The following is a 22,288-nucleotide window of genomic DNA, read 5'->3' on the forward strand; positions in this document are numbered from 1 at the left end:
ACTGATGGGAACGGATATCATTCTTTAATATTCGGTTGCTTGTGAAGCTGTAAAAACTGCCCCGCACTGAGAAGTTACCAGTGTGGGGCAGCAACTTAGATCTATCGGTAATCAAAAAAATCGGTATGTCCCATACCGATTCTCCTCAAGTCAGTTTTCAGTCACTCTTCACTTGATCAAAAATCTGCCGCTGAAGATCCACGCTACAATTGATCGGAACATTTCCTGGATGGCTAGGACAAGTTTAGGCTGATCCCTGAGGAATATACTTCCACCCCAGTAAGTGGGTAAGTTTGCGGTGGGTGTGATCAATCCGGAATGAACTTCAGCACATTACCATTGATGCAATAGCGCTTGTAACTTGGGGCCGGGCCGTCGTCAAAGACGTGGCCTAGGTGAATGCCAGAACTCGCGCTGCGCACCTCGGTTCGTTGCATGCCATGCGAAAAATCTTCGTGGAGCGTCACTGCGCCTTCGATAGGATCAAAAAAGCTTGGCCAGCCGGTTTTGCTGTCGAATTTTGCTTTGCTGAGAAAAAGAGTCGCTCCTGTAATCGGGTCGACAAATTTTCCTGGGCGTTTTTCATCGAGATTGGAAGCAGTGAATGGGGGTTCTGTGCCTTGCTGAAAAGCGATTTTTTGTTGCTCAGGCGATAATAACTGAAAGCCCAGCCATTTCCAGAAATTCTCTTTTTCTCCGTGGTATCCGGTGTAGCGACTGACTTCTTTGCCATGTTTGAAAAATACCATGGTAGGTGCAGCAAACAATGGCGTTGCTAATTCCCAGCCGGCAGGAGGCATGATATTCAAAGTTGCAATCACAGGTACGTCCGCTTGCCAATGATTGAGAATATCGTGATCGAACTGTTTGCAGAATTCGCAGTTTTCAGATTCAAAAACAACCAGTTGTTGGGTAAAATTCAGTGCTTTGCCATCAAGTGGGGGCACAGCGTTAGTAATTGAGTTAGCTGGCAGGTTAGATTGCGAAGTTTTATGATTCAATAATGGATATTTGATTCCGGTACCGCCGAGGCCGCAGTAACCGTTTGGGTTTTTCTTAAGATAATCCTGGTGATAGTCTTCTGCGCTCTTATAATTTTTGAGTGGCAGGATTTCCGTCGTGATTCGGCCATAACCGGCATTGTTCAATGCCTGCTGGTAAATCTTTTCGGTCGCCAGGGCGGCGGCTTTTTGGCTTTCATCCTGATAATAGATCGCGCTGCGATAGTTGCTGCCGATATCGTTGCCTTGACGGTCGCCTTGGGTCGGGTTGTGATTTTCCCAGAACTTCGCGAGCACGGTTTCCAAAGCGACGAGCTTTGGATCGAAGGTCACTTTGATGACTTCAGCATGATTCCGTGCGGTTGTTCTGCCGGTGCGGAGCGCCTCTTCATGACTGAGAATCTGCTGATAACCGGCTCCAGCAAGATCTCCACCGGCATAGCCACTTTCCACATCAATGACCCCAGGAAGTTCTCCCATGCGCTTCTCGGCTCCCCAGAAGCAACCCATGCCCAACACGATGGAATCGAACGATGAACTGATTGTCTGGTTTGATTTTTCTTGGCTTGCTCCCACAACGGTCTCCATTGCAACGATTGTCAAAATGATCAATAAACTGATTATTGTTACACGGCTGGCTTGCATCATATCTTCTCACGACTTGAAAATTTTTTATGAAGTGAAGCATTCTCGCAGATCAAGAAGCTTATCCGCATAGACTCCTCATCGTTCAGGGGAGTTCATTATGACCGAATCCGGATTCAATCGGAAAGAAGGGTATTTCGACAGCTCAAGGCGTTGTAAGAAATCCTGAAGATAATCAATTGTATTGAGGGGAAAAGGTATCTTTATTATTGGCTTGGCCCTAAAAATATTTATGATCAAATGGAATCGTTCACTTTTTAGTAAAACCGACATAGAGGTGGCTGGCATGAAAACAGATAAACAAGTAGGAGCTGAATGTTATTCAGTATTCAATCACTTGCAACGACTGACCGAGTCGTATATTCCGATAATGGATTATGATGCGGTCATGCAGGCGCCTAAAAATGCCTTTCAAGTCCATGCGATCACTTTTTTTCATAACTTACACCTGGCCGCGCTCGAGAATAATTTTGTTGTGTTGTTGACCAATTGCTACTTCGAATCTGCAGATATTGAACAATTCAAGCGATTGACGCCGTTCCTATGTTCCACCAGCCACTTATCGTGCAGCCGTGCGCTAAATCCCTTTCATCAGATTGATGAAGTGAAAGTAATCGATTTCTTCATGGACTTTGTTGCTGAGTTTTCCATGCAGGAAAACCTCATTGAATTCATTCAATTCAAAGTGATTCCTTTCATGCACAACTTCAAGATACACAATGAAGAAATCACTTACTTGATTCCCCGGATGCAACGAACGGCAAATCAATCATTGCATTGAGATAGATGCTGAATTTAGGACAACTTGTTTCATACTGTAACTATGGGGAGAGGGATGGAAAAGCTGAATTGCCCAGTCAAATTTCACCGGAAGTCTTGCCTGGAAATGAACATCCTTATAAAGATACCGAAGTGCCAGTTCGGTAAAAAATTTGAATCCTCAGTTCATCAGAGATTCAGTTCATCGGAACTTTAGTGTGATTGGATCTTATAATTTTCTTTGCAGTTTCATATCGTTCATCATTTTCCTGAATCATTTCACCATCAAAAATCACATATTTTTGATTCTTGACTTCTAAAAAGGCTTTTTGCATGCATTCCTGAGGGGAAAGCTCGAGAATATGTGTCAGTGATGTTAAATATATCAGCAAATATCCGATATCAGCTTTAATGTCTTCATTCGCATTAATATGCTCTGAGAGTTCTGATAAGTACCTCATTGTCATTATCAAAACAAATTGAGGATCAGCTAATCTTTCATCGGTTACTTCTTTCGTAAGAGCCACACAATCGTACAGTGAAATATTGCGCATTCTGCAGATCACGATCATTTGTATCAGCGCTGAACCGATTCCGCTGGTACAGATATCTTTATTTTCAATAAATTTAGACAGTCGAGTCACTATATCGTCTTGATCGACGATTTTAGTCAATTCTTTGCAAGTCGCTATTAATTTGAGAACTTCAGCTTCAATAGTCGATCCTTTAACTATATTTCTATCTTCTGCCCAAGAAATTACTTGCGGTATTAATTTTTCCATTCCTTTCTCTCCCTTACCTAGATGAAGAGTATAAGCTATTTCACATCAATATGAACTTATCCATCGCAAAGGCAGGGTTCATATTATTCAATGAAAGCTAATAGGCAAGCGGATCCACATTTTTTTGTTTTTTGATTTGCCCGTTCTTTGAAAAGCCTCCCTTTTTCAGCTATAGACGGCTCAGTTTGAAGTTTGGAGCACCATTCATCACTAACAAATCAGAAATATCACTGCGGTCGAATTGGCTTTGAATGTTGCATAATAAAAACCAGTGCGAAATACCGGAAGGGGTGATATAAACGCACTGGGAGGAGATAGTCACCAAATGGCATTAATGATGAGATGACTAAGAAACTTTAATCGTACTTTATAACGATTGAACGAATTTTACGTTGACATGATCGGTAAAGAAGTACCCACGTGCAGATTCAGATCAGCATAAGAAAAAGACCAGTACACTTTAAGGGCACACTGGTCAAATAGAAGAAACTTATCTCTTAAGATTTAATGATGGAGTATTTTTTACTGATTTTCTGTGCGAGAACGCACATTGTATTGTTGTCGCTTTCTATGTTGCCTGTGGGGGTGCGGATTATTCAGCGTCAACTTTTTGGATTAGTTCTGCTGAGTCTTGGTCGAGTACTTTTCTTGCAGAAATAACCAATTATAAATAGCGGTATAAAAATAATGGAATGGACGCTCACTACCCTTCACTGCATCGAAGTGCCAACGTAATGAGCGTCCATTCCATTATGTCAATACATGAGGGTCCCATCTTTCTTGCTAAAAGCGACTATTTATATGATGGGATGGGTTTTGATGTTCAAGAGGTGATTGCTGACCGTGGATATGGTCGGTGGTCAACTTACTGTGCATTTAGGCAACTTAAAATATGCACTTATATACTGGTAAACGAGGATCGGTCATCCGATAAAAGATATGATATGCCGCACCCTCTGAGGATGATCTGTTTCCAAAACTGCTATGATTTGGCTATCTGGCTGATCTAATTGAGCATTAGTTCGTCTTGATCGTTTTAACGTACTGCACGATAAAATAATTTAGACCTTTTGAAAGTGTTCATAAGCCTACCCCATGCTATGCTCAGTGCGTAGGTTTCTTGTTCAATATCGACTGAAACGGTGTCAGACAGTCTTAAATTTTTGAATCCATTCTGGTATTCCTAAAGCAAATAGGCTGCAACATTTCTAGCAGGGGGGCTGATTGGATTTGATCAGTTCCAACACTTGGATACATTGGCCGATAACTAATGGAGCAGCTTTCAAGGTCATGACTACACCTCTGCCCGGTAATTAGTCCATCTTGAACAACGCATTTCGTTAGATGTTAAACAGGTCGTCTGAATTATTACACATTAAAAAACTCCCAATTAGCATATTAGCTAGGAGTGTTAAGGCGTTAATTATTTTTTTCAGTTTTTTATTTTATATTCCGGCACCTCGCCCTCTTAGGGCGAGGCAGCTGAGTGAAATACTTAATTTTAGAAACTCTAACTACGTGCAGGTTTAAGAAAAATAGATCGATATAATGATCAAAGCAACTGCCACCACGCCTATGACGCTCATATTAATACCAAGATTTTTAAATGTCTTAACATCTTCTACCTCTAGCATATTCATGTTTACCTCCAACGGTTTGTAATGGCTGAGATAGAATTTTCGGTCGAATCAGGGCTCGAGTTTTTGATTCAGATCAAGAAAAGTGAAATTGAGTCTAAGGCTTATTCAAAAAGAAACGGCACTTATAATTCAATGATTGCACAATACTTCTTCTCCAGGTACCGCCATTTGTGGGGCAATTCAAGGGAACTTTCAAATTTCGTTAAGTTCGAGTTTACGCTGCAATTGTTTTTATCGTGAATAAATCCAAATTCAAATAAATGGATCTGGATTCGTTCAGGTGAGGGCTATTGCTTTGATTATTCGGATATCTCGATCTCTGATATTTTGAGTTTTTGAATCAGGCTGATTTCGAATGACGATTGACTCGTAGTACAGCCTGATTTTTGACAAATGATAGCTGGTAAAAGCTCTGAAAAGCTACTGCGCTCAGTTATACGATTGAAATCAGATTCAAATACTCATTTATCATACATGAACCGCACGTATTGAACCTGACTGTGCGTTGACTGCCTCGTCGTCGTTATCTTTCCAGAGTGAAATGAGGTTTTTATTCAGATGGAAAGTGTTTCTTGGCTTTCTCAAAAGCTTGTTGCATTGATTTCATGGATTTATTGAGTCCATCGCGGATATCTTCCCAGGCATTCTCGGAGTTGTTCTCGAACTGATCCCATTTTTCCTTTGCGTGCGCCAATTCCTCTTCAAGTTCTTCCAAATAAGGTTTGATTTTATCCTGTGCTTCCTTGGCGCCTAAGTGCATTTGCAGTTTGGCTTCATCGACGAGTGACTGCAAATTTGCTAATTCCGTTTCCAACTGTTCCTTTACTGATTTTTCGCTCATTTTATTTTCTCCTTTTTTAATCACTGTGCATCAAAATCAGATTAGTTTGGTCTGATTTTAATAGTGTGTTGAAGTATAGACCAACTAACAATTTTCGGTTTGACAAACTTTCGATATTTATCGACGAGATCTTGGCTGTGAATTGACAGAATTCAAAATAGTATATATAAGAGCACATTAGGTGGTTCCGAGAATCACTTGTTAGTCTTCATTTCGCAATTCATTGAGCTTATATCAGGTGGTCGGATATAAGTATTAACTTTATTTAACAATAAAGAGGAGATAGATTGCAATGCAAACTAAAACGAGCAAATCAGTTAATAAGTTGTCAGCAATTAACGAAAACCCAAGTGAAATAAATCACAGTGAAATTGGACGGCAAGAGAGAATTGCCGTTTTGGCTTATGAGAAAGCTGAAAAACGAGGTTTTGTAGGCACAGAAGCGGATACTGTGCAAGATTGGCTTGAAGCAGAGAAAGAAATAGATGGTTACGACGTTCCTGCTGCCAAGCAGGCGGATTTCTGATTCTGGATGTGATATTGCTGCGAATTCATAACCTTTGCGAGCAAGCATTTATCTGTCTGTTGAGAGGAGTGAGTCTTGCTCGCTCAGTAAAGGTCGAAATAGGACATTATTCCCAAGTGGAAGCTAAATTCTATATGCCTGAGCATCAATTGCGTCGGGGTGAATTGACCTCGAGCGTTGAACGTTTTTTTCAAATGCGGAATGTCCAGTAAAAACTCGCTTAGACTCTTTTTGGAGACCACGCTTTGGATAGTGTCAGAATCGTAATGCCAGATATTGGGAATATTGCTATGTTTGCTCGTTCAATCCCAATCTTTCCATGCGATAACGCAGTGATCTGACAGTGATGCCAAGAGTTTTTGCTGCTTTGGTACGATTGTAACGATTCAGGTTGAGCGCTTTGACGATGGAATCCTTTTCAAGATTGTCCAGAAAATCCTGTAACGGTAATCCTTGATCCTGAATGGTGTCTGCAGGAGGATCGGAGTCCTGAAGAGGTTCGTGAGCCGGTAATTGCAATTCTTCCTTGCCTATGGGAATATCCGGACATAATGCCAATGTGCGCTCAAGGATGTTCTCGAGTTCGCGGACATTGCCAGGATAATCATAATTGATCAGCATTGTCAGTGCATCCTTCTTGAGTTCACAGATAGAACGACTCGTTTCCCGGCAAAGCCGCGTGAGGATGTTTTTCGCGATCAATGGAATATCTTCGCGCATTTCGCGCAGTGCAGGCATGTTCAGTTCAATCACATTCAGACGATAGTACAAATCCTGTCGGAACAGTCCGGATTCGACGCATTGATTGAGTTTCTTGTGGGTCGCACTAATGATGCGCACATCGACATTTTTTTCCTGAGTTTCGCCGATTCTGCGCACTCGTTTCTCTTGAATGACTCGCAACAACTTGACTTGCATTCCCAGAGGCAAGTCAGCCACTTCATCCAGAAATAGCGTGCCGCCATTTGCAGACAGGAAAAATCCATCATGATCTTTTTCGGCACCAGTGAAAGCACCTTTTTTATAACCGAAGAATTCGCTTTCCATGAGATTTTCCGGAATGGCGCCGCAATTGACGGCGATGAATGCTTGCTTGTAACGAGCGCTTTTCTCATGAATCATGCGTGCCGCCAGCTCTTTACCACTTCCGGATTCACCGCTGATATAGACAGAAGCCTGGCTGCGGGAAAGCTTGTCGATCGTTGCGCGTAACTGGCGCATGGGCAAAGATTCTCCCAGCAACAGGCGTTGACCCGGTTGAGCCTGAGAAGGAGCCTCCGTTTGGAGCGGCGGTAAGCTGAGCGCCGATTTGACCAAATCTCGTAATTGTTTCAATGCGACAGGCTTGGGTAAATAGTCATAGGCGCCTGCCTTAAGTGCGGCCACAGCATTTTCCGTGGTGCCGTAAGCCGTAATGATGGCAACCGGTAAATCTGAGCAATGATCGGAAATATAGTTGACCAGTTCCAATCCTTCACCATCCGGCAGACGCATATCGGTAAAACAGAGTTGAAATTGATGAGACTGCAATAACGCCTTGGCTTCGCTGAGAGTGGTTGCGCTGAAAACTTCCATTCCCATACGGGCTAACGTCAGTTCGAGTAATTCGATGATATCGGGTTCGTCATCGACAATGAGTATGGTCGGAGAGCTATTCCGCGAGGTGCTGTTGATGCGTTCTTTATTCATAGACATGGCTGATAACCGGTGCAAATGATCCTGAAATGCCCACCTGATGAACCAGCAATATATTCAAGCGAGGCCTGATTTGCTTCACACAATTCACGTGCTATGTATAAACCCAATCCTGTACCATTGGGTGCAGTAGTGAAGAAGGGTTCAAATAGCTGCTTGATCTGCTTTGGTTTGACACCGGTTCCATCATCTACGATATCCAGCACTATATTATGTTCATTGGTAGGGGCAGTTGTTACTTCGATATGGATGCTGCCAGCTTGTTTGCGGCAATGCCGCCATGCATTACGGCATAAATTCCATATGACTTGATTCAGATGATCGCGATCAAAAGAAATGAAGAGATCTTTGGAAGAGGTAATCACAAACACATCTCTGTCAATGTTCTCGGTATGACAGAAACCTTCGAGGAATTTATAGAAGAATTCCATAATATCGATCGATTCTGGTTTGGAGATATTGCGGCGATTAAGCTGCAATACATCGTGGACGATTTTATTAAGACGTATCGCATTGTCGCAAATGATACGCACCAGACGGGTGTCGGCGTTGTTTTCGAACTGCTCCTCCTGTAGCAATTCAGCGGCATGATTGATTGCAGAAAGGGGGTTGCGTATTTCATGCGCAATATTGGCGGTCAAACGACCCAATGCCGCGAGTTTCAGTTGTTCTAACTGAGCTTGTGCGCGTCCCATATCTTCAAGAAAAATTACTAATCCGTTGCGTGGATCAGATTGTATGGGCAAGAATCGGGTTTTTACTACAGCATTGCTGTGGCTCAATCGCAGGAGTTCGGAGTTTGATGCAGGGTTAATTTGCCAGTTTGCTAATCTGCTCGCAATCTCTGGAAGGTGGGTGGACAGTTCCAATGTGCCTCTGGCCGGAGGAGAAGCGGCTAAATTGAGCAATTTCTCAGCGTAAGTGTTGTATTGCCGGATATATCCAAATTTATCAATGACCAGTACACCTTCATGCAAGTCTTGAATGACAAGTTTATTGACTTCAGCCATATTCGCGAGATCGATTCCGCGTTCTTGGGCAAGTTGCTCGCTCAATAAAGATCGCTTGACCAACTCATGTCCCAGCCAAGCAATGGCGAAGTAAGCAATGCACAGTACTCCAGCTTGAGAGTATTGCGGGGTATAGGAATTGATGGTAAGAACGGCATAGGTTTCCTGCAGCAATACACTAATTGTTGCGAGAGCAGCCAGAAACAATCCGATGCGCCCCTGACTAATCAGTCCTGAAACCGCAAGCGATATCAGCAGTAAGCTGCCCAGACCACTGTGTAATCCACCGCTGGCATAGAGCAGAATTGAAAAAAATACAATGTCACCAATGATCTGGAGGATTAAGTGGCAATTGAAATTGCAATAACGAAACTTGATGAGTAAAAGGGTAATGCTGCTGAAGAGCAGGTAACTCTGGCAGGTATAGATAAATAACTCGTAGTGCTGAGAACCAAAATTAGTGAGATGGAATCTCCAGGTCACGATCAACAATAAGGTTCCGATAATCAGCCGATAACCATTAAAATAAACGAGCGGGCGCCAGTTGTGAGTAGTGTGATTGCAGTCGTGAGTTTCAGGGCTCGTCGCTCTATGTGAAAAACGATCTGTTTGAGATGAAAGGCTTGTCACAGTGAATTACGACGACGAATCGGAATGTTGTTGATAATGCTCATGACAGCAGAAGTATTGGTTGCGATGATTGCTGATGGCTTCGCTTTTGGGGAGATGGATATTGCAGTGGCTGCAACTCACCATATCTTCTATTGGCTTCGACAGCGCTGAAGTAGGGTCTCGTTTCGACCTAAAGCTCCTGATTATCCAATAAATCAGTAGCGCTAATAAAATATAAAAAATTAATTTGCTCATGATGATTTACTGTTTCGTATGGCATAGGTTGAGGGTTCTCTTTTGCTTAGATTGATAAGCGAGGAGCATAGCAAACATTGACTTTAGCGAATTGTAGAATAAACGGGATTTACCCGCCTTTAAATAAGAAATACAGCCTGTGACCCTGCAGGATTTTAAATAAAAGTGTGCTGGGAGTATATCTTTAGAAGAGGTTTGATCGACGCTGCTGAGATTGAAGCGACCGGAGAATTATCCTAGCTCATGAATTGAAGGTGGATTTAGTCTTGCTGCAGGAATTGGCTGGAAGCATAAAACCGAAAAAATCGCGGTGAGCCAATGTATCTATCAATGGTTACGCGTTACTGAAAAATTGGCTAATTGATAAAGACATTTCTTATTTTCCGATTCGGGCAATGATTCAATGGCTGCAATGGCAGCGGCAATCTCGGCTTCGGCGCATTGCTTGGCATAATCCAGCGCTGTAGTCTGCTGGATGACATTGAGAACCGGTTGGAAGCCATCTTTTCCGCCATCTTCAATGGCCTTACGAATAATGGCAGCTTGTTCCGGAGTACCCACCTGCATGGCATGAATCAGCGGCAGAGTGGGTTTTCCCTCGGCCAGGTCATCGCCTAAATTTTTGCCGATGTCTTGGTTATTTCCAGAATAATCGAGCATGTCATCAATGAGTTGAAATGCCGTTCCGAGGTGCATTCCGTATGCAGCCATGGCTTCTTCTTCTTCTGGAGATGCTTGACCCAGAATTGCGCCAAGCCGGCTAGCCGCTTCGAACAATTTGGCAGTTTTAAAGCGAATGACTTGTAAATAATTTTCTTCTGTGACATGAGGGTCCCGGCAATTCAGCAATTGCAGAACCTCACCTTCGGCGATCGTATTAGTAGCATCGGCAAGGACTTGCATGACTCGCATGTTGCCGACTTCAACCATCATCTGGAAAGCCCTGGAATAGAGAAAATCTCCGACCAGAACACTGGCTGCGTTACCGAACAGCGCATTTGCTGTTTCTTTATTACGCCGCAACTCGGATTCATCGACGACATCATCATGAAGTAACGTGGCGGTATGAATGAATTCGATGACTGCAGCAAGGTTATAGTGAAATTTTTCTCTGTACCCAAAAGCGCCTGCCGATAAAATCACCATTGCAGGGCGTAAGCGTTTTCCACCACTATTGATAATATATTCGCTAACTTGACGGATTAGTAAAACCTGAGAATGCAATTTTTCCCGAATTACGTCATCAACAATGCCCATATCCTGAGCAATGAAACTTCTAATATATTCGATTGACACAATGTTACCTTAAAGAAAACGCTATGTTAGGAATGACAACAGTGAGTGTCAAGCACAAAGATGAATTGATTGGGAAGTGCTAATTTTTCTACCACTCTTAAAGCATATTTATGTATAATTCGCGGTTCTGTAAAAGGGAAGTATGGAGTCAATTATGTATGCGGTCATAAAAACCGGCGGTAAGCAGTATCGAATTCAAGTGGGTGAGAAATTAAAGATCGAGCAGCTTAAAGCTGAGAACGGCAGTGAGCTTGTCATCGATCAGGTACTGATGGTCGCTGATGGCGATAAAATTTCGATGGGAACCCCGCTGGTGAGCGGTGCAAAAGTGAGTGCAACGGTTTTAGGGCAGGGGCGGCACGATAAAATCCGCATTTTTAAAATGCGTCGTCGCAAACATTATCAGAAACATCAAGGACACCGGCAGAATTATACTGAAATCCAGATTACCGGTATTTCAGCTTAAGGAGTAATACTAAATGGCACATAAGAAAGCGGGCGGAAGCTCCAGAAATGGGCGCGATTCACACTCAAAGCGTCTCGGTGTGAAACGATATGGCGGAGAATTGATTCCAGCCGGGTCGATCATTGTCCGGCAACGGGGCACTCAGGTTCATCCTGGAGAAAATGTCGGTATCGGTAAAGATCATACGTTATTCGCCAAGATTACCGGAAAAGTAAGCTTCGGCATCAAGGGTGCGTTAAAACGTAAAGTGGTCAATGTGATTCCGGCATAACGATACTGATTCACGTCATTCGAAAGCCCTATCTAATATGATGGGGCTTTTTTGTTTGTAGAATGAATTGTGATGAGCAGATAAAGACCAAAAGCGATGAAGTTTATTGATGAAGCGGTGATTCAGGTGCTGGCCGGTAAAGGAGGTAACGGTGTGGCAAGTTTCCGGCGCGAAAAATACATTCCCAAAGGTGGGCCGGATGGCGGTGACGGTGGCCGTGGGGGTAGTATTTTTGCGATAGCCGACCGGAATATCAATACATTGATCGATTATCGTTTTGCGCGCATGCATCGCGCTAAGAATGGTCAAAATGGACAAGGGTCGGATCGATACGGCAAAAGTGCGGAAGATATCACGTTACGCATGCCCATCGGCACCTTGATCAGAGATGAGGATACTGGCGAGATCATAGCAGATCTGGTTCATGATCAGCAGAAGGTACTATTGGCGAAAGGCGGATCAGGCGGCATCGGTAATCTGCATTTCAAGTCAAGCACCAATCGCGCTCCCCGGCAATTTACCTATGGTGAGCCAGGGCAGGAGCGGGAATTGAAACTGGAATTGAAAGTCCTCGCAGATGTGGGTCTATTAGGAATGCCCAACGCCGGCAAATCGACGCTCATTCGCGCTGTATCCGCCGCCCGCCCCAAAGTGGCGGATTATCCCTTTACCACGTTGGAACCCAATCTGGGCATGGTGCGCGTTGATCAGAACAGAAGTTTTGTCATGGCTGACATTCCCGGTCTGATTGAAGGAGCCGCGGAAGGTGTGGGATTGGGACATCGATTCCTGAAGCACTTGATGCGCACCAGGTTATTACTCCATGTGATCGATATGGTGCCGGTGAATGAAAATAGCAACCTTATATTAGAGACACAGGCATTGGTAGCCGAGCTACAGAAATTTGACGAGTCGCTTTATCGAAAACCCCGTTGGTTAGTATTGAACAAAACGGACATGATGCCGGAAGAACAACGGATTGCATTATGCCAACAATTTATTGACGAACTTGGCTGGAAGGATAAATACTTCATCATTTCAGCATTGACCGGCGAAGGCTGTCAGCAATTAGTGTACGCCATCATGGATCACTTGGAGCAGATGACATCAGCGCTATCCGGCCAGCAGAGCTCAACCGATGATGATTCGATAAGTCCATGTTAACACGAGCACAACGAATTGTTATCAAGGTGGGCAGCAGCTTGGTGACGAATCAGGGAAAAGGTCTTGATCACGCTGCCTTGGCTGGCTGGGCGGCGCAAATTTCTGCGCTGAAGCAACAAAGCAAAGAAATCATCCTCGTGTCTTCCGGGGCGATTGCAGAGGGCATGCAGCGATTGAACTGGGAAATTCGCCCTCATGCGCTGTATGAGCTGCAAGCGGCGGCGGCAGTGGGGCAGATGGGGTTAGCGCAAGCCTATGCTACCGGTTTTGCTCAGTATGGTTTGCAGACGGCTCAGGTTTTGTTGACCCATGAGGATTTGTCCGACCGGAAGCGTTACCTCAATGCCCGCTCGACATTGACGACGTTGTTGAAACTCAACGTCATTCCGATCATCAATGAAAATGATACCGTTGCAATTGATGAGATACGTTTTGGCGACAATGATACCTTGGCTGCTCTAGTGACCAACTTGGTTGAAGCGGATGCGTTGATCATTCTGACCGATCAGGCGGGTCTGTTTACCAGTGATCCACGTCGCGACCCGACGGCAAGGTTATTGAATGAAGTGAATGCCGGTGATCCCGCGCTTGAAAAAATGGCGGGTGGAGTCGGCAGCAGTATCAGCCGCGGCGGCATGCAAACTAAAGTTATTGCCGCCAAGCGAGCTGCTCGGAGTGGTGCGAATACCATCGTGGCCTCAGGTCACGAAACCGATGTACTCCTTCGACTCAGCGCGGATGAACCCATCGGCACGAGATTCTTGGCTACATTGCCAGTGCTGGCGGCGCGCAAACAATGGCTGGCAGACTATTTGCAAGTGCGTGGTTACATTCGCTTGGATCTGGGGGCCGTCCGGGCGGTTTCAAATGATGGAAAAAGCTTGTTGCCGATCGGGGTCGTGAGTGTGGAGGGAGAATTTGAACGCGGAGAAGCGGTGTCATGCTTGGATAGTGAAGGGCGAGAGATCGCACGCGGCCTGATCAATTATAGTGCGGTTGAGACGCAAAAAATTTTGAAACAGCCGAGCAGCGCCATCGAATCGATCCTTGGATATGTCGATGAACCGGAGCTAATTCACAGAAATAATTTGGTATTGTTATAGCTATCAAAGGATCGAAGCATTCGCCCGCAAATGCTCCATGGAAAAACCTGTTACTCTCGAATTTGATAAAACGACACAACGGATTGCCGCCATTGACTGGATGCGCGGTCTGGTCATGATCCTGATGGCCCTGGATCATACCTCGTGGTTTTTCAATACCCAGCGGATTTTTGCGGATTCAGTGCTCTTGTATGAGCGTGGTGATGTATTCGCTACGGAACAATTCCTCACGCGCTGGATTACGCATATTTGCGCGCCGACGTTCGTTTTCCTGGCTGGCACAGCAATGGCTATCAGCACTGCTCAGCAAAGAATGCACGGTGTTGCCATTTCGGTCATTCGTCGTGATCTCTTGTTACGCGGTATTTTCATTGCACTGCTTGATCTGTGTGTTTTTTCATGGGCATCCGGAAAGTTGATCTTGCAAGTTCTCTATGCGATTGGCGTCAGCATGGTGACGATGGTATTTCTTCAACGACTGGGCCCTCGAATAATTTTTTTCCTGGCTGCAGTGATTTTGGTAGGTAGTGAGTTATTACTCATGAAGATCTGGCAACCGGGCAGCGATACTCCCATCTGGCTTGCAATGACGCTGGCACCGGTATTCAGCGAAACGTATACTGTGCTGTATCCGCTTTTGCCTTGGCTGGCGATCATGATGCTCGGCTGGGTGTTTGGTGAACGATTGTTGCTTGCCAAGGGAGCAGGATTCTGGCCGGTAGAACGTTGGTTGGCAGTTTCGGGTATGGTTGCACTGATCATGTTTGTGATGATTCGCGGCATGGATGGCTATGGCAATATGTTCATGCACCTGGAAGGTCATACACTAGTGGATTGGCTTCACATCAGTAAATATCCTCCCAGTCTGGCTTATGTATTTCTTGAACTGGGGTTGATGGCGATTATTCTGGCATTGCTGATACACCTGGAATCAGCCGCAAAATGTGTGAACCTCAATGGCCCGGTGCTGGTGTTCGGTCAAACGGCATTGTTTTTTTACCTGGCGCATTTTGGCGTTTTGGAAGTTTTACGTTTATTATTAGAACGAGGTACCCTTGATCGGGTCTATTGGATCACGTTGCTGGTATTGGCCATCTTGTATCCGATATGCCGAGGATATCGTTTATTGAAATGGCGTCATCCCAAAAGTCTTTTGCGTTTCTTGTAGAGGGCCTGGCAGAAAAATCGGCGATCGTCCCTGGTTGCTCCATTCAGTTTTTATTCATGTTGGTTCCAGTACATTGCTCTCCTAGGACTTCATCAAAGGAGACAACAATGAAAACCGCCACAAAAACACTAACCAGTATCCCCGCAGCGCTGTTGCTGGCAATTACTCTGGCTACTCCAACCTTAACTGAAGCGGGTAGGGGTCATCATGGTCATCGCCATAGCCATCACCATCACCATGATCACCATCGGCAACATGGTCACCATCATCACCGTCATCATATGGACGGATACAACGGCATGTATTACCAACCACGCGGATATTCTCGATCCTATTATTCAACCCCGAGAAACAGTTTGAACTATTACTCGTTGCCAGCTTATCCGGTATATGGCGCACCTAATGTGATGATGGGGATTGATACCGGAGGTGCGGGCTTTATGTTACGCTACTAACGAGCAAAGCAAACGGCACATTCGCACAATTCACCGTGCTGCGCTGGTGGCTTGTTTTATCATTGAATGCTTTGGGTGCGGAGATTGAGGAACAAAATGCGATCAATGTATAGGATATGCGGCATGATGGTCATGATCATCATGCCTGTCAGCGGGATGCCGGCAGATCGGCAAACCACTGTTCTGAATCCATATCGGACTGGCACTTCCCAACCTGCCGGGATTACTGAACAGAAAGCCATTGCCATCGCCCAGCAGCATTTCAAAGGTCGGATTCTCGCCGTCAATCATTCAGATGATACGTATCGCATCAAAATCTTGAGTAATCAGGGAACTGTTCATATCGTCCTGATCAATGCCACGAATGGAGCGATTATTTCCGCTCATTAATGGAGTCTTTAAATGCGCATTCTGGTTATCGAAGATGAGATCAAATTGCAGGATCAGATTCGCCAGCAACTGGAAGTGGCCGGATATATGGTCGATGCTTGCAGCGACGGGAACGAAGGATTGTTTTTTGCGACCGAATATCCATTGGATGCCGCCATTATTGATATCGGTTTACCGGGTAAATCCGGGTTGGAGATTATCAAGGTCCTGCGTGAAAAAGGAATTTTGTTGCCGATTTTGATTTTGACCGCTCGCAGCAGTTGGCAAGATAAAGTGACGGGTCTGGAAATGGGGGCAGATGACTATTTGACCAAACCATTTCAGATGGAAGAATTGCAAGCCCGAATGAAGGCCTTGCTGCGCCGTTCGACCGGTATTCCGCAAACCTTGCTGAAATGCGGTCCTATTACTCTCGACGTGGCATCGCAATTGGTGACTGTCAACGGTGAGAATATCGAGCTGACATCTTTTGAGTATCGCTTGCTGGAAGAGCTAATCCGCCACCATGGCGAAGTCCTTTCCAAACACACGCTCGCCGATTATCTATATCCGCATGACGAAGATCGCGACAGTAATGTGCTTGAAGTCATGGTGGGGCGCTTGCGACGCAAGCTCGATCCCGATGGTGTTCTGAACCCGATTGAAACGATGCGCGGGCGCGGTTATCGATTCACGCTGGCCTGCAATAAATCCTGATGATGTCGCTGAACCAGCGCGTTTTATCCAGCGCGGTGCTGGTATTGCTGATCTTTATCGTCGGCATGGCGTTGACCATGGACCGGGCTTTTTACGATAGCGCCCGATTGGGAGTACAAGACCGTCTGTTTGCAAAATTGCTGATGATCATGGGCGATACCGAAGTAGAGGAATCGGGCGCTTTGGATGTATCCACCAATTTGCTCGATGCGGAATTCGGCCATGTGAATTCAGATGCCTATGCATTCATCCTCGATCATGCTAATACCCTTGTCTGGCGCTCAACGTCATCGTTGAGTGAGCAAATCCCGGCGATTCCGCTTCTCGCCCAGGGAGAGAAACAATTTTCTCAAATTCTAATCAATGGTCAGCCGTACTTCATGTATAGCTACCGGATCGGTTGGGAAACAGAGTTGCGCGAATATCCGCTGACGTTCAGTGTCGTTATCAACACGGAATCGTTTGATGCCCAAATGGATCGTTATCGCGAAGATCTTTGGGGCTGGCTCGGAACCATGGTGATGCTGTTGCTGGCAATGCAAATGCTGGCGTTACGGTGGGGCTTGCAGCCGCTTCGCAAAGTATCAGCCGAGCTTGCCGCGATAGAATCAGGTCAGCAGGAGAATCTTAAGGGGATGTATCCTAGCGAATTGAGATTGTTGACTGACAGCATCAATTCGTTGATCAATCATGAGCATAAACAGCAGAAACGCTATCGGAATGGTTTGGCCGATTTGGCGCATAGCCTCAAAACACCGCTGGCAGTTCTACAGGGCGCTCTCAATAGCGACGAGGATGAGTCGTCGCGCCGCAAGACGATTCACGAACAAATTGAGCGCATGGATAACATCGTGCATTATCAATTGCGCCGTGCCGCCACTGCCGGAAGCTCACCAGGTATGGGTTTGCTCATATTACTTCCCATGGTTAACCGAATCATCATGACGGTGAAAATGGCTTATCGAAGTAAGCATCCTGAGATCAACCTCGATATCCCCGAGACCATCAGCTTACGAATTGATGAAGGGGATTTGATGGAATTGCTCGGTAATCTGATCGACAACGCGTTTAAGTGGTGTCGGATGGGTATCGGCATATCAGCAACTTGTCAGGGAAATTGGGTGGAGATTCAGGTAAAGGACGACGGGCCGGGCATTCAATCCCATGAAATTGCACGGATCCTGGAACGCGGCGTACGCGCTGATCAATCTACCCCTGGACATGGTATTGGCTTGGCGATCGTGCGCGATATCATTCAGGTCTACGGGGGTGAATTGACAATTCAGAACAATCATCCTACCGGCGCTTGCATCACCCTGAGGCTTAAGAAAAAATAAGCGTGGGCGCAGTGCTTCTAACTCACGCTTTTATCAGAGTCCATATTCCAATCAGAATAAACCCAGCACCGGCAATATATTGCAAGTGCTTAGCGCTGATATGATCAGAAATGAAACCACCGGCCAGAACGCCAATGGCTGACGTGGCGATGAGGGCCAATGAGGCCCCTGCAAATATCGTCAGCTTGCTGACCTCCTTATCGGCTGCAAAAAGAAGTGTTGCCAATTGCGTTTTGTCTCCCAGTTCTGCAATAAAAACCGTCATGAAGACGGTCAGCAGCAGTGTGTAATTCATCGTTAATCGACCTCAGTTAATTCATGTCATGCTGTCATATTATCAGCTTGCTTTTAAATGCGTACAGCCATAAAAAATTTTAAAGTTTTAAAGATCTCATCCGAAATAAGTAAAGGCCGCAATATAGGCTAATTATCAATAGGCGATGTATTGAAAACAAATTTAAGTGCGATTAAAAAAGGTAAAGCTATATGACCAACAAAGCAGAGCAGGTACTTTCGGGAGCTTCACATAAAAAAATGGGGGCCGCCAAAGTGCTCGTCGTTATCGATAAATACATAGCCGGAAAAACCTTTAAAAAAATGCTGGAAGAGTGGAATTACCATATCACAGGGGTTTGTGCTGCAGGTAAAGAAGCATTGATAAAAGCACGAGAAAATAAGCCAGATCTCATTTTAACGGATGTTGAACTAAAAGATTGTAATGGCATACGCTTAGTGAAACAGTTGAATTTACAACCGGATCAGTCAAATCTCGGTATTTATTTTACCGCCTACGCTACTGACCTGATTGTGCAACGCACGCTCAACGCAGCTAGTGCATTAGGTTATTCAATCAAATCTCCGACGGATAAGTTCGCGCGAAATTTCGAAGCGAGTTTTTGCCGATATTTCGGTATTGATCAGACAACTATTTATAGCAAAAAGAAAGAATCCGCTACTAAACCGATTCAAGTGCTACTAGTCGATGATCAACAAATTGTGCTGTGGGGGTTAGAAAAGCTGATTGGTAATGAGCAACCAGCCATGGAGGTGGTGGCAACCGCGACTAATATTTCTGATGCCAAGCAACGGGTCATGGAAAAGCAGCCAGACATTGTTGTTCTTAATATCTCTCTGGGAGATGAGGATTGCATCAATTTGATTCCTGAATTCACCCATAATGGAAACACGCGCGTGGTTATTTTCACTGAAACGCATGATAAGGAAATCATCGATCGCGCAGTCCTGAGTGGTGCGAGAGGCGTGGTGCACAAGAAAGAACCCATGCACACCATTGTGAGGGCGATTGAAAAAATCCACGATGGTGAGCTGTGGCTTGATCGGATTACCACGGGTCGTATTTTTCTTCAGAATTCCCGTTTTCGCGGAAAAATGGCACACGACCCCGATGCTGAAAAAATTTCAACCCTTACTCGAAAAGAATGCATGATTCTCCGAGCTTTCTCGGATGGGGTGGGAGGAGAACAGAATAAACAGATTGCGGCAAAGTTATGCATGAGTGAGCATACTCTCCGCAATCATTTGACATCGATCTTCAGTAAGTTGGGCATTAAGAACCGATTCAGTCTCTTTGCCTATGCCAAGCAACATTTTCAGCAGCCTGTTGGCTTGCCGGATCCCTCTAAACTACCCTTTGAGAGTTTCTCCCGGTAGGTAAATCTTAAGAAAAAGTAATGATTAGGCAAGGCGAAACCAGGTTCAATCCCTGCAGTTCTTGAAGCTCTGAGCAGATGATGAGCCTGGTTTCAACGCCAAGTGGTACATATTTGAGCTGGTGGAACGCAGTATTTTTTAGTGTGATACTGGTTTATCTCGTCAATCCCGCATACAACACCGGTAGTTTTTCCGGTAGCCGCTCCACATGATCGACCACCAGATAATTGCGCTCACCGAAAATGCGCGATACATATTGATCCGCGCGTGGATCCAGGCTCATGCAATAGGTTAGGATACCGGAGCGGCCGGCTTCTTCGACGGCTTTTTTAGTGTCGTGGCGCAGGTATTGAGGATCGCGCACATCCACATCGGCTGGTTCTCCGTCAGTAATGACCAGCAGTAGTTTTTTTGCCGATTTTTGCAGTTTCAGGTAGTGCGTGGCGTGGCGCATGGCCGCGCCCATGCGGGTCGAAAGCTGTCCTGACATGCCGGCGAGTTTGGCTTTGGGAATTTCGTCGTAGGGCTGATCGAAATCCTTGAAGCGGAAGTATTCGACATCGTGCCGACCATCTGAGCAGAAACCGTGAATCGCAAACGGGTCGCCGATTTTGTTGATGGCGTTGGCGAGCAGCACAGTTGCCTGGCGTGTCAGGTCGAGTACGGAGTAGTCGTGTCCGGCGACTTTTTCATTCGTCGATTCGGACAGATCGAGTAGCACCAGCACGGAAATATCGCGTACCTTGCGTACCGACCGCATCATGATGCGCGGATCGGGTTGCATGCCCATGCGAATATCGATCAGCGAGCGGATCGCAGCATTAATGTCGATTTCGTCACCATCTTCGAGCTTGCGAATGCGGCGGGTGCCTTGCGGCTGCATCGCGTCGAGCAGGAATTTCATGCGTGCGATTTCGCGTTTGTATTGGTTGGCGATGTCGTCGATGCACTGCATGTCACCCAGTTTGGCGCGTTTTTCCTGAACGGTGGCCCAATCCGGACGTTCAAGTTGAATTTGATAATCCCATTCGGAATAGTGGTAGGGGGCCGATACCGGTTCCTTGCCTTCCATATCGTTGTACGAGACGCCCATGTCTTCGTACGGGAAGAATTCGGTGCCCATGACCCAGATTTCCTCTGCGTCGTCTCCGGCGGTTTCGACGTCGAGTTCGTTGGCAAATTCCATGACGTTGACGTATTTGCGCACTTGTTTCGGCGCATCGTAACCGGCCGACAGCGATTTGTTGAAATCGAACTCTTCGAATTCCCAGAAATAGCGATTGTCATCTCGATACGGCGCGGTGAGTATGTCGGTGCGGGGGTTGTACGGAATCCGTTTGTCTATGAAACTATGGGCAAGTTGTACACCGATTTCCCACGAGGTTTTGTGGCTATGGAGCTGGTCTTTTGCCGCTTTGAATAGTTTCCGTCCTTCGACGATCCATGGGTCCTTGTCTTGGTAATCCGGGTCGAGCAGTGCGCGCGCCAAGCGGTTCAAATAATCGCCCATCGATGCATTCATGTCCGGTGTGGCGCTATGCAATGCCGACCACGTTTGGCGCAAGCCAGGAAAACGCCGGATCGACAGCTCTTCGATACGCGCATCTTCAATGACCGAAATCACGGCCATTTGCATCGGATTTAAACTTTCCGCAGAAATCGGTTGCTGGGTTTCGACCAGATGTGCCGCAGCATGCGCTGCAGCGGCTCGGTACACTTCCGTTGCCGATACATCGCCATAGGCGTCGTAGGCATCAGGCAGATTAATAAAATAATTTTCGATGAAAGGCTTGTAACCCTCGCGCGTTTCAAAGTCGCCCGATGTTGGTTTCATGAAAAAATCCCGTCCCCACAATGCGCGCAGATACATATTGATACGGCGTTGCACGTCGACGAACAAGGTACCTTTGCGTTCTTTCTGCAATACTGCGAGGGATTCTTTCGATTCCAAACCAAAATAGCGGATTTGCTCTTCGTAATTGGTGCGGTGCGCATGTGCGCCCCACATGGCCCAGCGGCGCAAGCCGCCCAGTGTCAATTGTCCGAACAGGATATCCAGTTTGCCGAGCATCGGGCGGATGCCGCGCGGCGCTTGCGCGATCAAGGTATTCAGGAATTGCAGATAATTCTGAAACAGATGGGTATCGCCCAGTCTTTTGGCAGCGGTCGGCGAGGTTGCCAGCACCAGTTCGATGACGGCGCCGGATGTGCGTGAAGCGAGACTCAATAGCGAGGTGGCCAGATCACCGACCATGTCTTCGCCGATTTCCTTAGCGACCAACGGAACCTCGTCGATCCAGCAATCGACCAAGCTGCGCCCCCGTCCCAAGCCCCGGATCGCCGATGCTCCTTTCAGGTAATTATCCAGGCCGCGCGGCGAGAAGATCTTGACAGCTTCTGGCCAGGCATGATGGAGCAATTCGACCGATTCCGGTTCCAGATCTTCAAGTAATTCTTTGTAATCATCCAGATTGATACTCATGGCGGCACCTGTTAATGAATTAA

At 45.9% G+C, this 22,288-nt stretch carries 21 protein-coding genes; 12 read left to right on the forward strand and 9 right to left on the reverse strand.

Features of this window, described 5'->3' with window-relative positions; genetic code table 11:
- Positions 1–308 precede the first annotated feature (308 nt).
- Positions 309–1,649: a peptide-methionine (S)-S-oxide reductase MsrA gene (msrA, locus tag ABF87_RS12245; RefSeq protein ID WP_160829407.1), complete on the reverse strand. Its 1,341-nt coding sequence runs from the start codon at positions 1,647–1,649 to the stop codon at positions 309–311.
- A 283-nt stretch (positions 1,650–1,932) separates the two neighbouring features.
- Here msrA and ABF87_RS12250 point away from each other — a divergent pair, with 283 nt between their 5' ends.
- Positions 1,933–2,427 (forward strand): hypothetical protein, encoded by a 495-nt coding sequence (locus ABF87_RS12250; protein WP_160829408.1) that lies wholly within the window; start codon positions 1,933–1,935, stop codon positions 2,425–2,427.
- A 175-nt stretch (positions 2,428–2,602) separates the two neighbouring features.
- Here the strand turns inward: ABF87_RS12250 and ABF87_RS12255 are convergent, their stop codons facing one another.
- Both ABF87_RS12255 and ABF87_RS12260 read right to left on the reverse strand, forming a co-directional pair.
- Positions 2,603–3,187 (reverse strand): hypothetical protein, encoded by a 585-nt coding sequence (locus tag ABF87_RS12255; protein ID WP_160829409.1) that lies wholly within the window; start codon positions 3,185–3,187, stop codon positions 2,603–2,605.
- 2,190 nt (positions 3,188–5,377) lie between these two features.
- Entirely contained in the window at positions 5,378–5,668 is a 291-nt protein-coding gene (locus ABF87_RS12260) for a hypothetical protein (protein ID WP_160829410.1), read from the reverse strand.
- A 292-nt stretch (positions 5,669–5,960) separates the two neighbouring features.
- Here ABF87_RS12260 and ABF87_RS12265 point away from each other — a divergent pair, with 292 nt between their 5' ends.
- Positions 5,961–6,194, forward strand: coding sequence for a DUF2934 domain-containing protein (locus tag ABF87_RS12265; RefSeq protein ID WP_160829411.1), 234 nt, complete (start codon positions 5,961–5,963; stop codon positions 6,192–6,194).
- A 288-nt stretch (positions 6,195–6,482) separates the two neighbouring features.
- Here ABF87_RS12265 and ABF87_RS12270 read toward each other — a convergent pair whose 3' ends face one another.
- From ABF87_RS12270 to ispB, 4 genes are all read right to left on the reverse strand, one after another.
- A complete protein-coding gene (locus ABF87_RS12270) occupies positions 6,483–7,889 on the reverse strand; it encodes a sigma-54 dependent transcriptional regulator (protein WP_160829412.1) in 1,407 nt (468 codons plus the stop codon).
- Positions 7,880–9,382 (reverse strand): ATP-binding protein, encoded by a 1,503-nt coding sequence (locus ABF87_RS15425; protein WP_345789913.1) that lies wholly within the window; start codon positions 9,380–9,382, stop codon positions 7,880–7,882. Before ABF87_RS15425 ends, ABF87_RS12270 begins: the two co-directional genes overlap by 10 nt.
- A 153-nt stretch (positions 9,383–9,535) precedes the next feature.
- A complete protein-coding gene (locus ABF87_RS15355; protein ID WP_275689469.1) occupies positions 9,536–9,766 on the reverse strand; it encodes a PP0621 family protein in 231 nt (76 codons plus the stop codon).
- Positions 9,767–10,093: 327 nt separating this feature from the next.
- Positions 10,094–11,062, reverse strand: coding sequence for an octaprenyl diphosphate synthase (gene ispB, locus ABF87_RS12280; protein ID WP_160829414.1), 969 nt, complete (start codon positions 11,060–11,062; stop codon positions 10,094–10,096).
- A 154-nt stretch (positions 11,063–11,216) separates the two neighbouring features.
- Here ispB and rplU point away from each other — a divergent pair, with 154 nt between their 5' ends.
- The 9 genes from rplU to ABF87_RS12325 all read left to right on the forward strand — a co-directional run bounded on the left by rplU (position 11,217) and on the right by ABF87_RS12325 (position 18,112).
- Positions 11,217–11,528: a 50S ribosomal protein L21 gene (rplU, locus tag ABF87_RS12285; RefSeq protein WP_160829415.1), complete on the forward strand. Its 312-nt coding sequence runs from the start codon at positions 11,217–11,219 to the stop codon at positions 11,526–11,528.
- A 13-nt stretch (positions 11,529–11,541) separates the two neighbouring features.
- The gene (gene rpmA, locus ABF87_RS12290) at positions 11,542–11,799 is read left to right on the forward strand and encodes a 50S ribosomal protein L27 (protein WP_160829416.1); all 258 of its coding nucleotides are present in this window, start codon (positions 11,542–11,544) and stop codon (positions 11,797–11,799) included.
- Positions 11,800–11,895: 96 nt separating this feature from the next.
- Complete coding sequence (cgtA, locus tag ABF87_RS12295) at positions 11,896–12,963, forward strand: Obg family GTPase CgtA (protein WP_160829417.1); 1,068 nt, start codon at positions 11,896–11,898, stop codon at positions 12,961–12,963.
- Positions 12,957–14,066: a glutamate 5-kinase gene (proB, locus tag ABF87_RS12300; protein WP_160829418.1), complete on the forward strand. Its 1,110-nt coding sequence runs from the start codon at positions 12,957–12,959 to the stop codon at positions 14,064–14,066. The genes cgtA and proB overlap by 7 nt, the downstream gene beginning before the upstream one ends.
- A 37-nt stretch (positions 14,067–14,103) precedes the next feature.
- A complete protein-coding gene (locus tag ABF87_RS12305; RefSeq protein WP_160829419.1) occupies positions 14,104–15,234 on the forward strand; it encodes a heparan-alpha-glucosaminide N-acetyltransferase domain-containing protein in 1,131 nt (376 codons plus the stop codon).
- A 107-nt stretch (positions 15,235–15,341) separates the two neighbouring features.
- Positions 15,342–15,689 (forward strand): hypothetical protein, encoded by a 348-nt coding sequence (locus ABF87_RS12310; RefSeq protein WP_160829420.1) that lies wholly within the window; start codon positions 15,342–15,344, stop codon positions 15,687–15,689.
- Positions 15,690–15,812: 123 nt separating this feature from the next.
- Positions 15,813–16,079 carry a PepSY domain-containing protein gene (locus ABF87_RS12315; protein WP_240143669.1) on the forward strand — a complete coding sequence of 89 codons (267 nt, stop codon included), beginning with the start codon at positions 15,813–15,815 and terminating at the stop codon, positions 16,077–16,079.
- Between the two features lie 12 nt (positions 16,080–16,091).
- Complete coding sequence (locus tag ABF87_RS12320; protein ID WP_160829422.1) at positions 16,092–16,775, forward strand: response regulator transcription factor; 684 nt, start codon at positions 16,092–16,094, stop codon at positions 16,773–16,775.
- Positions 16,775–18,112: an ATP-binding protein gene (locus tag ABF87_RS12325; RefSeq protein WP_160829423.1), complete on the forward strand. Its 1,338-nt coding sequence runs from the start codon at positions 16,775–16,777 to the stop codon at positions 18,110–18,112. The genes ABF87_RS12320 and ABF87_RS12325 overlap by 1 nt, the downstream gene beginning before the upstream one ends.
- A gap of 22 nt (positions 18,113–18,134) precedes the next feature.
- On the opposite strand, the gene ABF87_RS12330 is transcribed toward ABF87_RS12325, so the two are convergent.
- Entirely contained in the window at positions 18,135–18,407 is a 273-nt protein-coding gene (locus tag ABF87_RS12330; RefSeq protein ID WP_160829424.1) for a TMEM165/GDT1 family protein, read from the reverse strand.
- 191 nt (positions 18,408–18,598) lie between these two features.
- Between ABF87_RS12330 and ABF87_RS12335 the strand changes: the two genes are divergently transcribed.
- Complete coding sequence (locus tag ABF87_RS12335) at positions 18,599–19,783, forward strand: DNA-binding response regulator (RefSeq protein WP_160829425.1); 1,185 nt, start codon at positions 18,599–18,601, stop codon at positions 19,781–19,783.
- Between the two features lie 154 nt (positions 19,784–19,937).
- On the opposite strand, the gene ABF87_RS12340 is transcribed toward ABF87_RS12335, so the two are convergent.
- Positions 19,938–22,265 (reverse strand): nitric oxide reductase activation protein NorD, encoded by a 2,328-nt coding sequence (locus ABF87_RS12340; RefSeq protein WP_160829426.1) that lies wholly within the window; start codon positions 22,263–22,265, stop codon positions 19,938–19,940.
- Between the last annotated feature and the right edge of the window lie 23 nt (positions 22,266–22,288).

It is taken from the genome of Nitrosomonas sp. JL21 (assembly GCF_009833095.1).
Classification (GTDB): Bacteria; Pseudomonadota; Gammaproteobacteria; order Burkholderiales; family Nitrosomonadaceae; genus Nitrosomonas.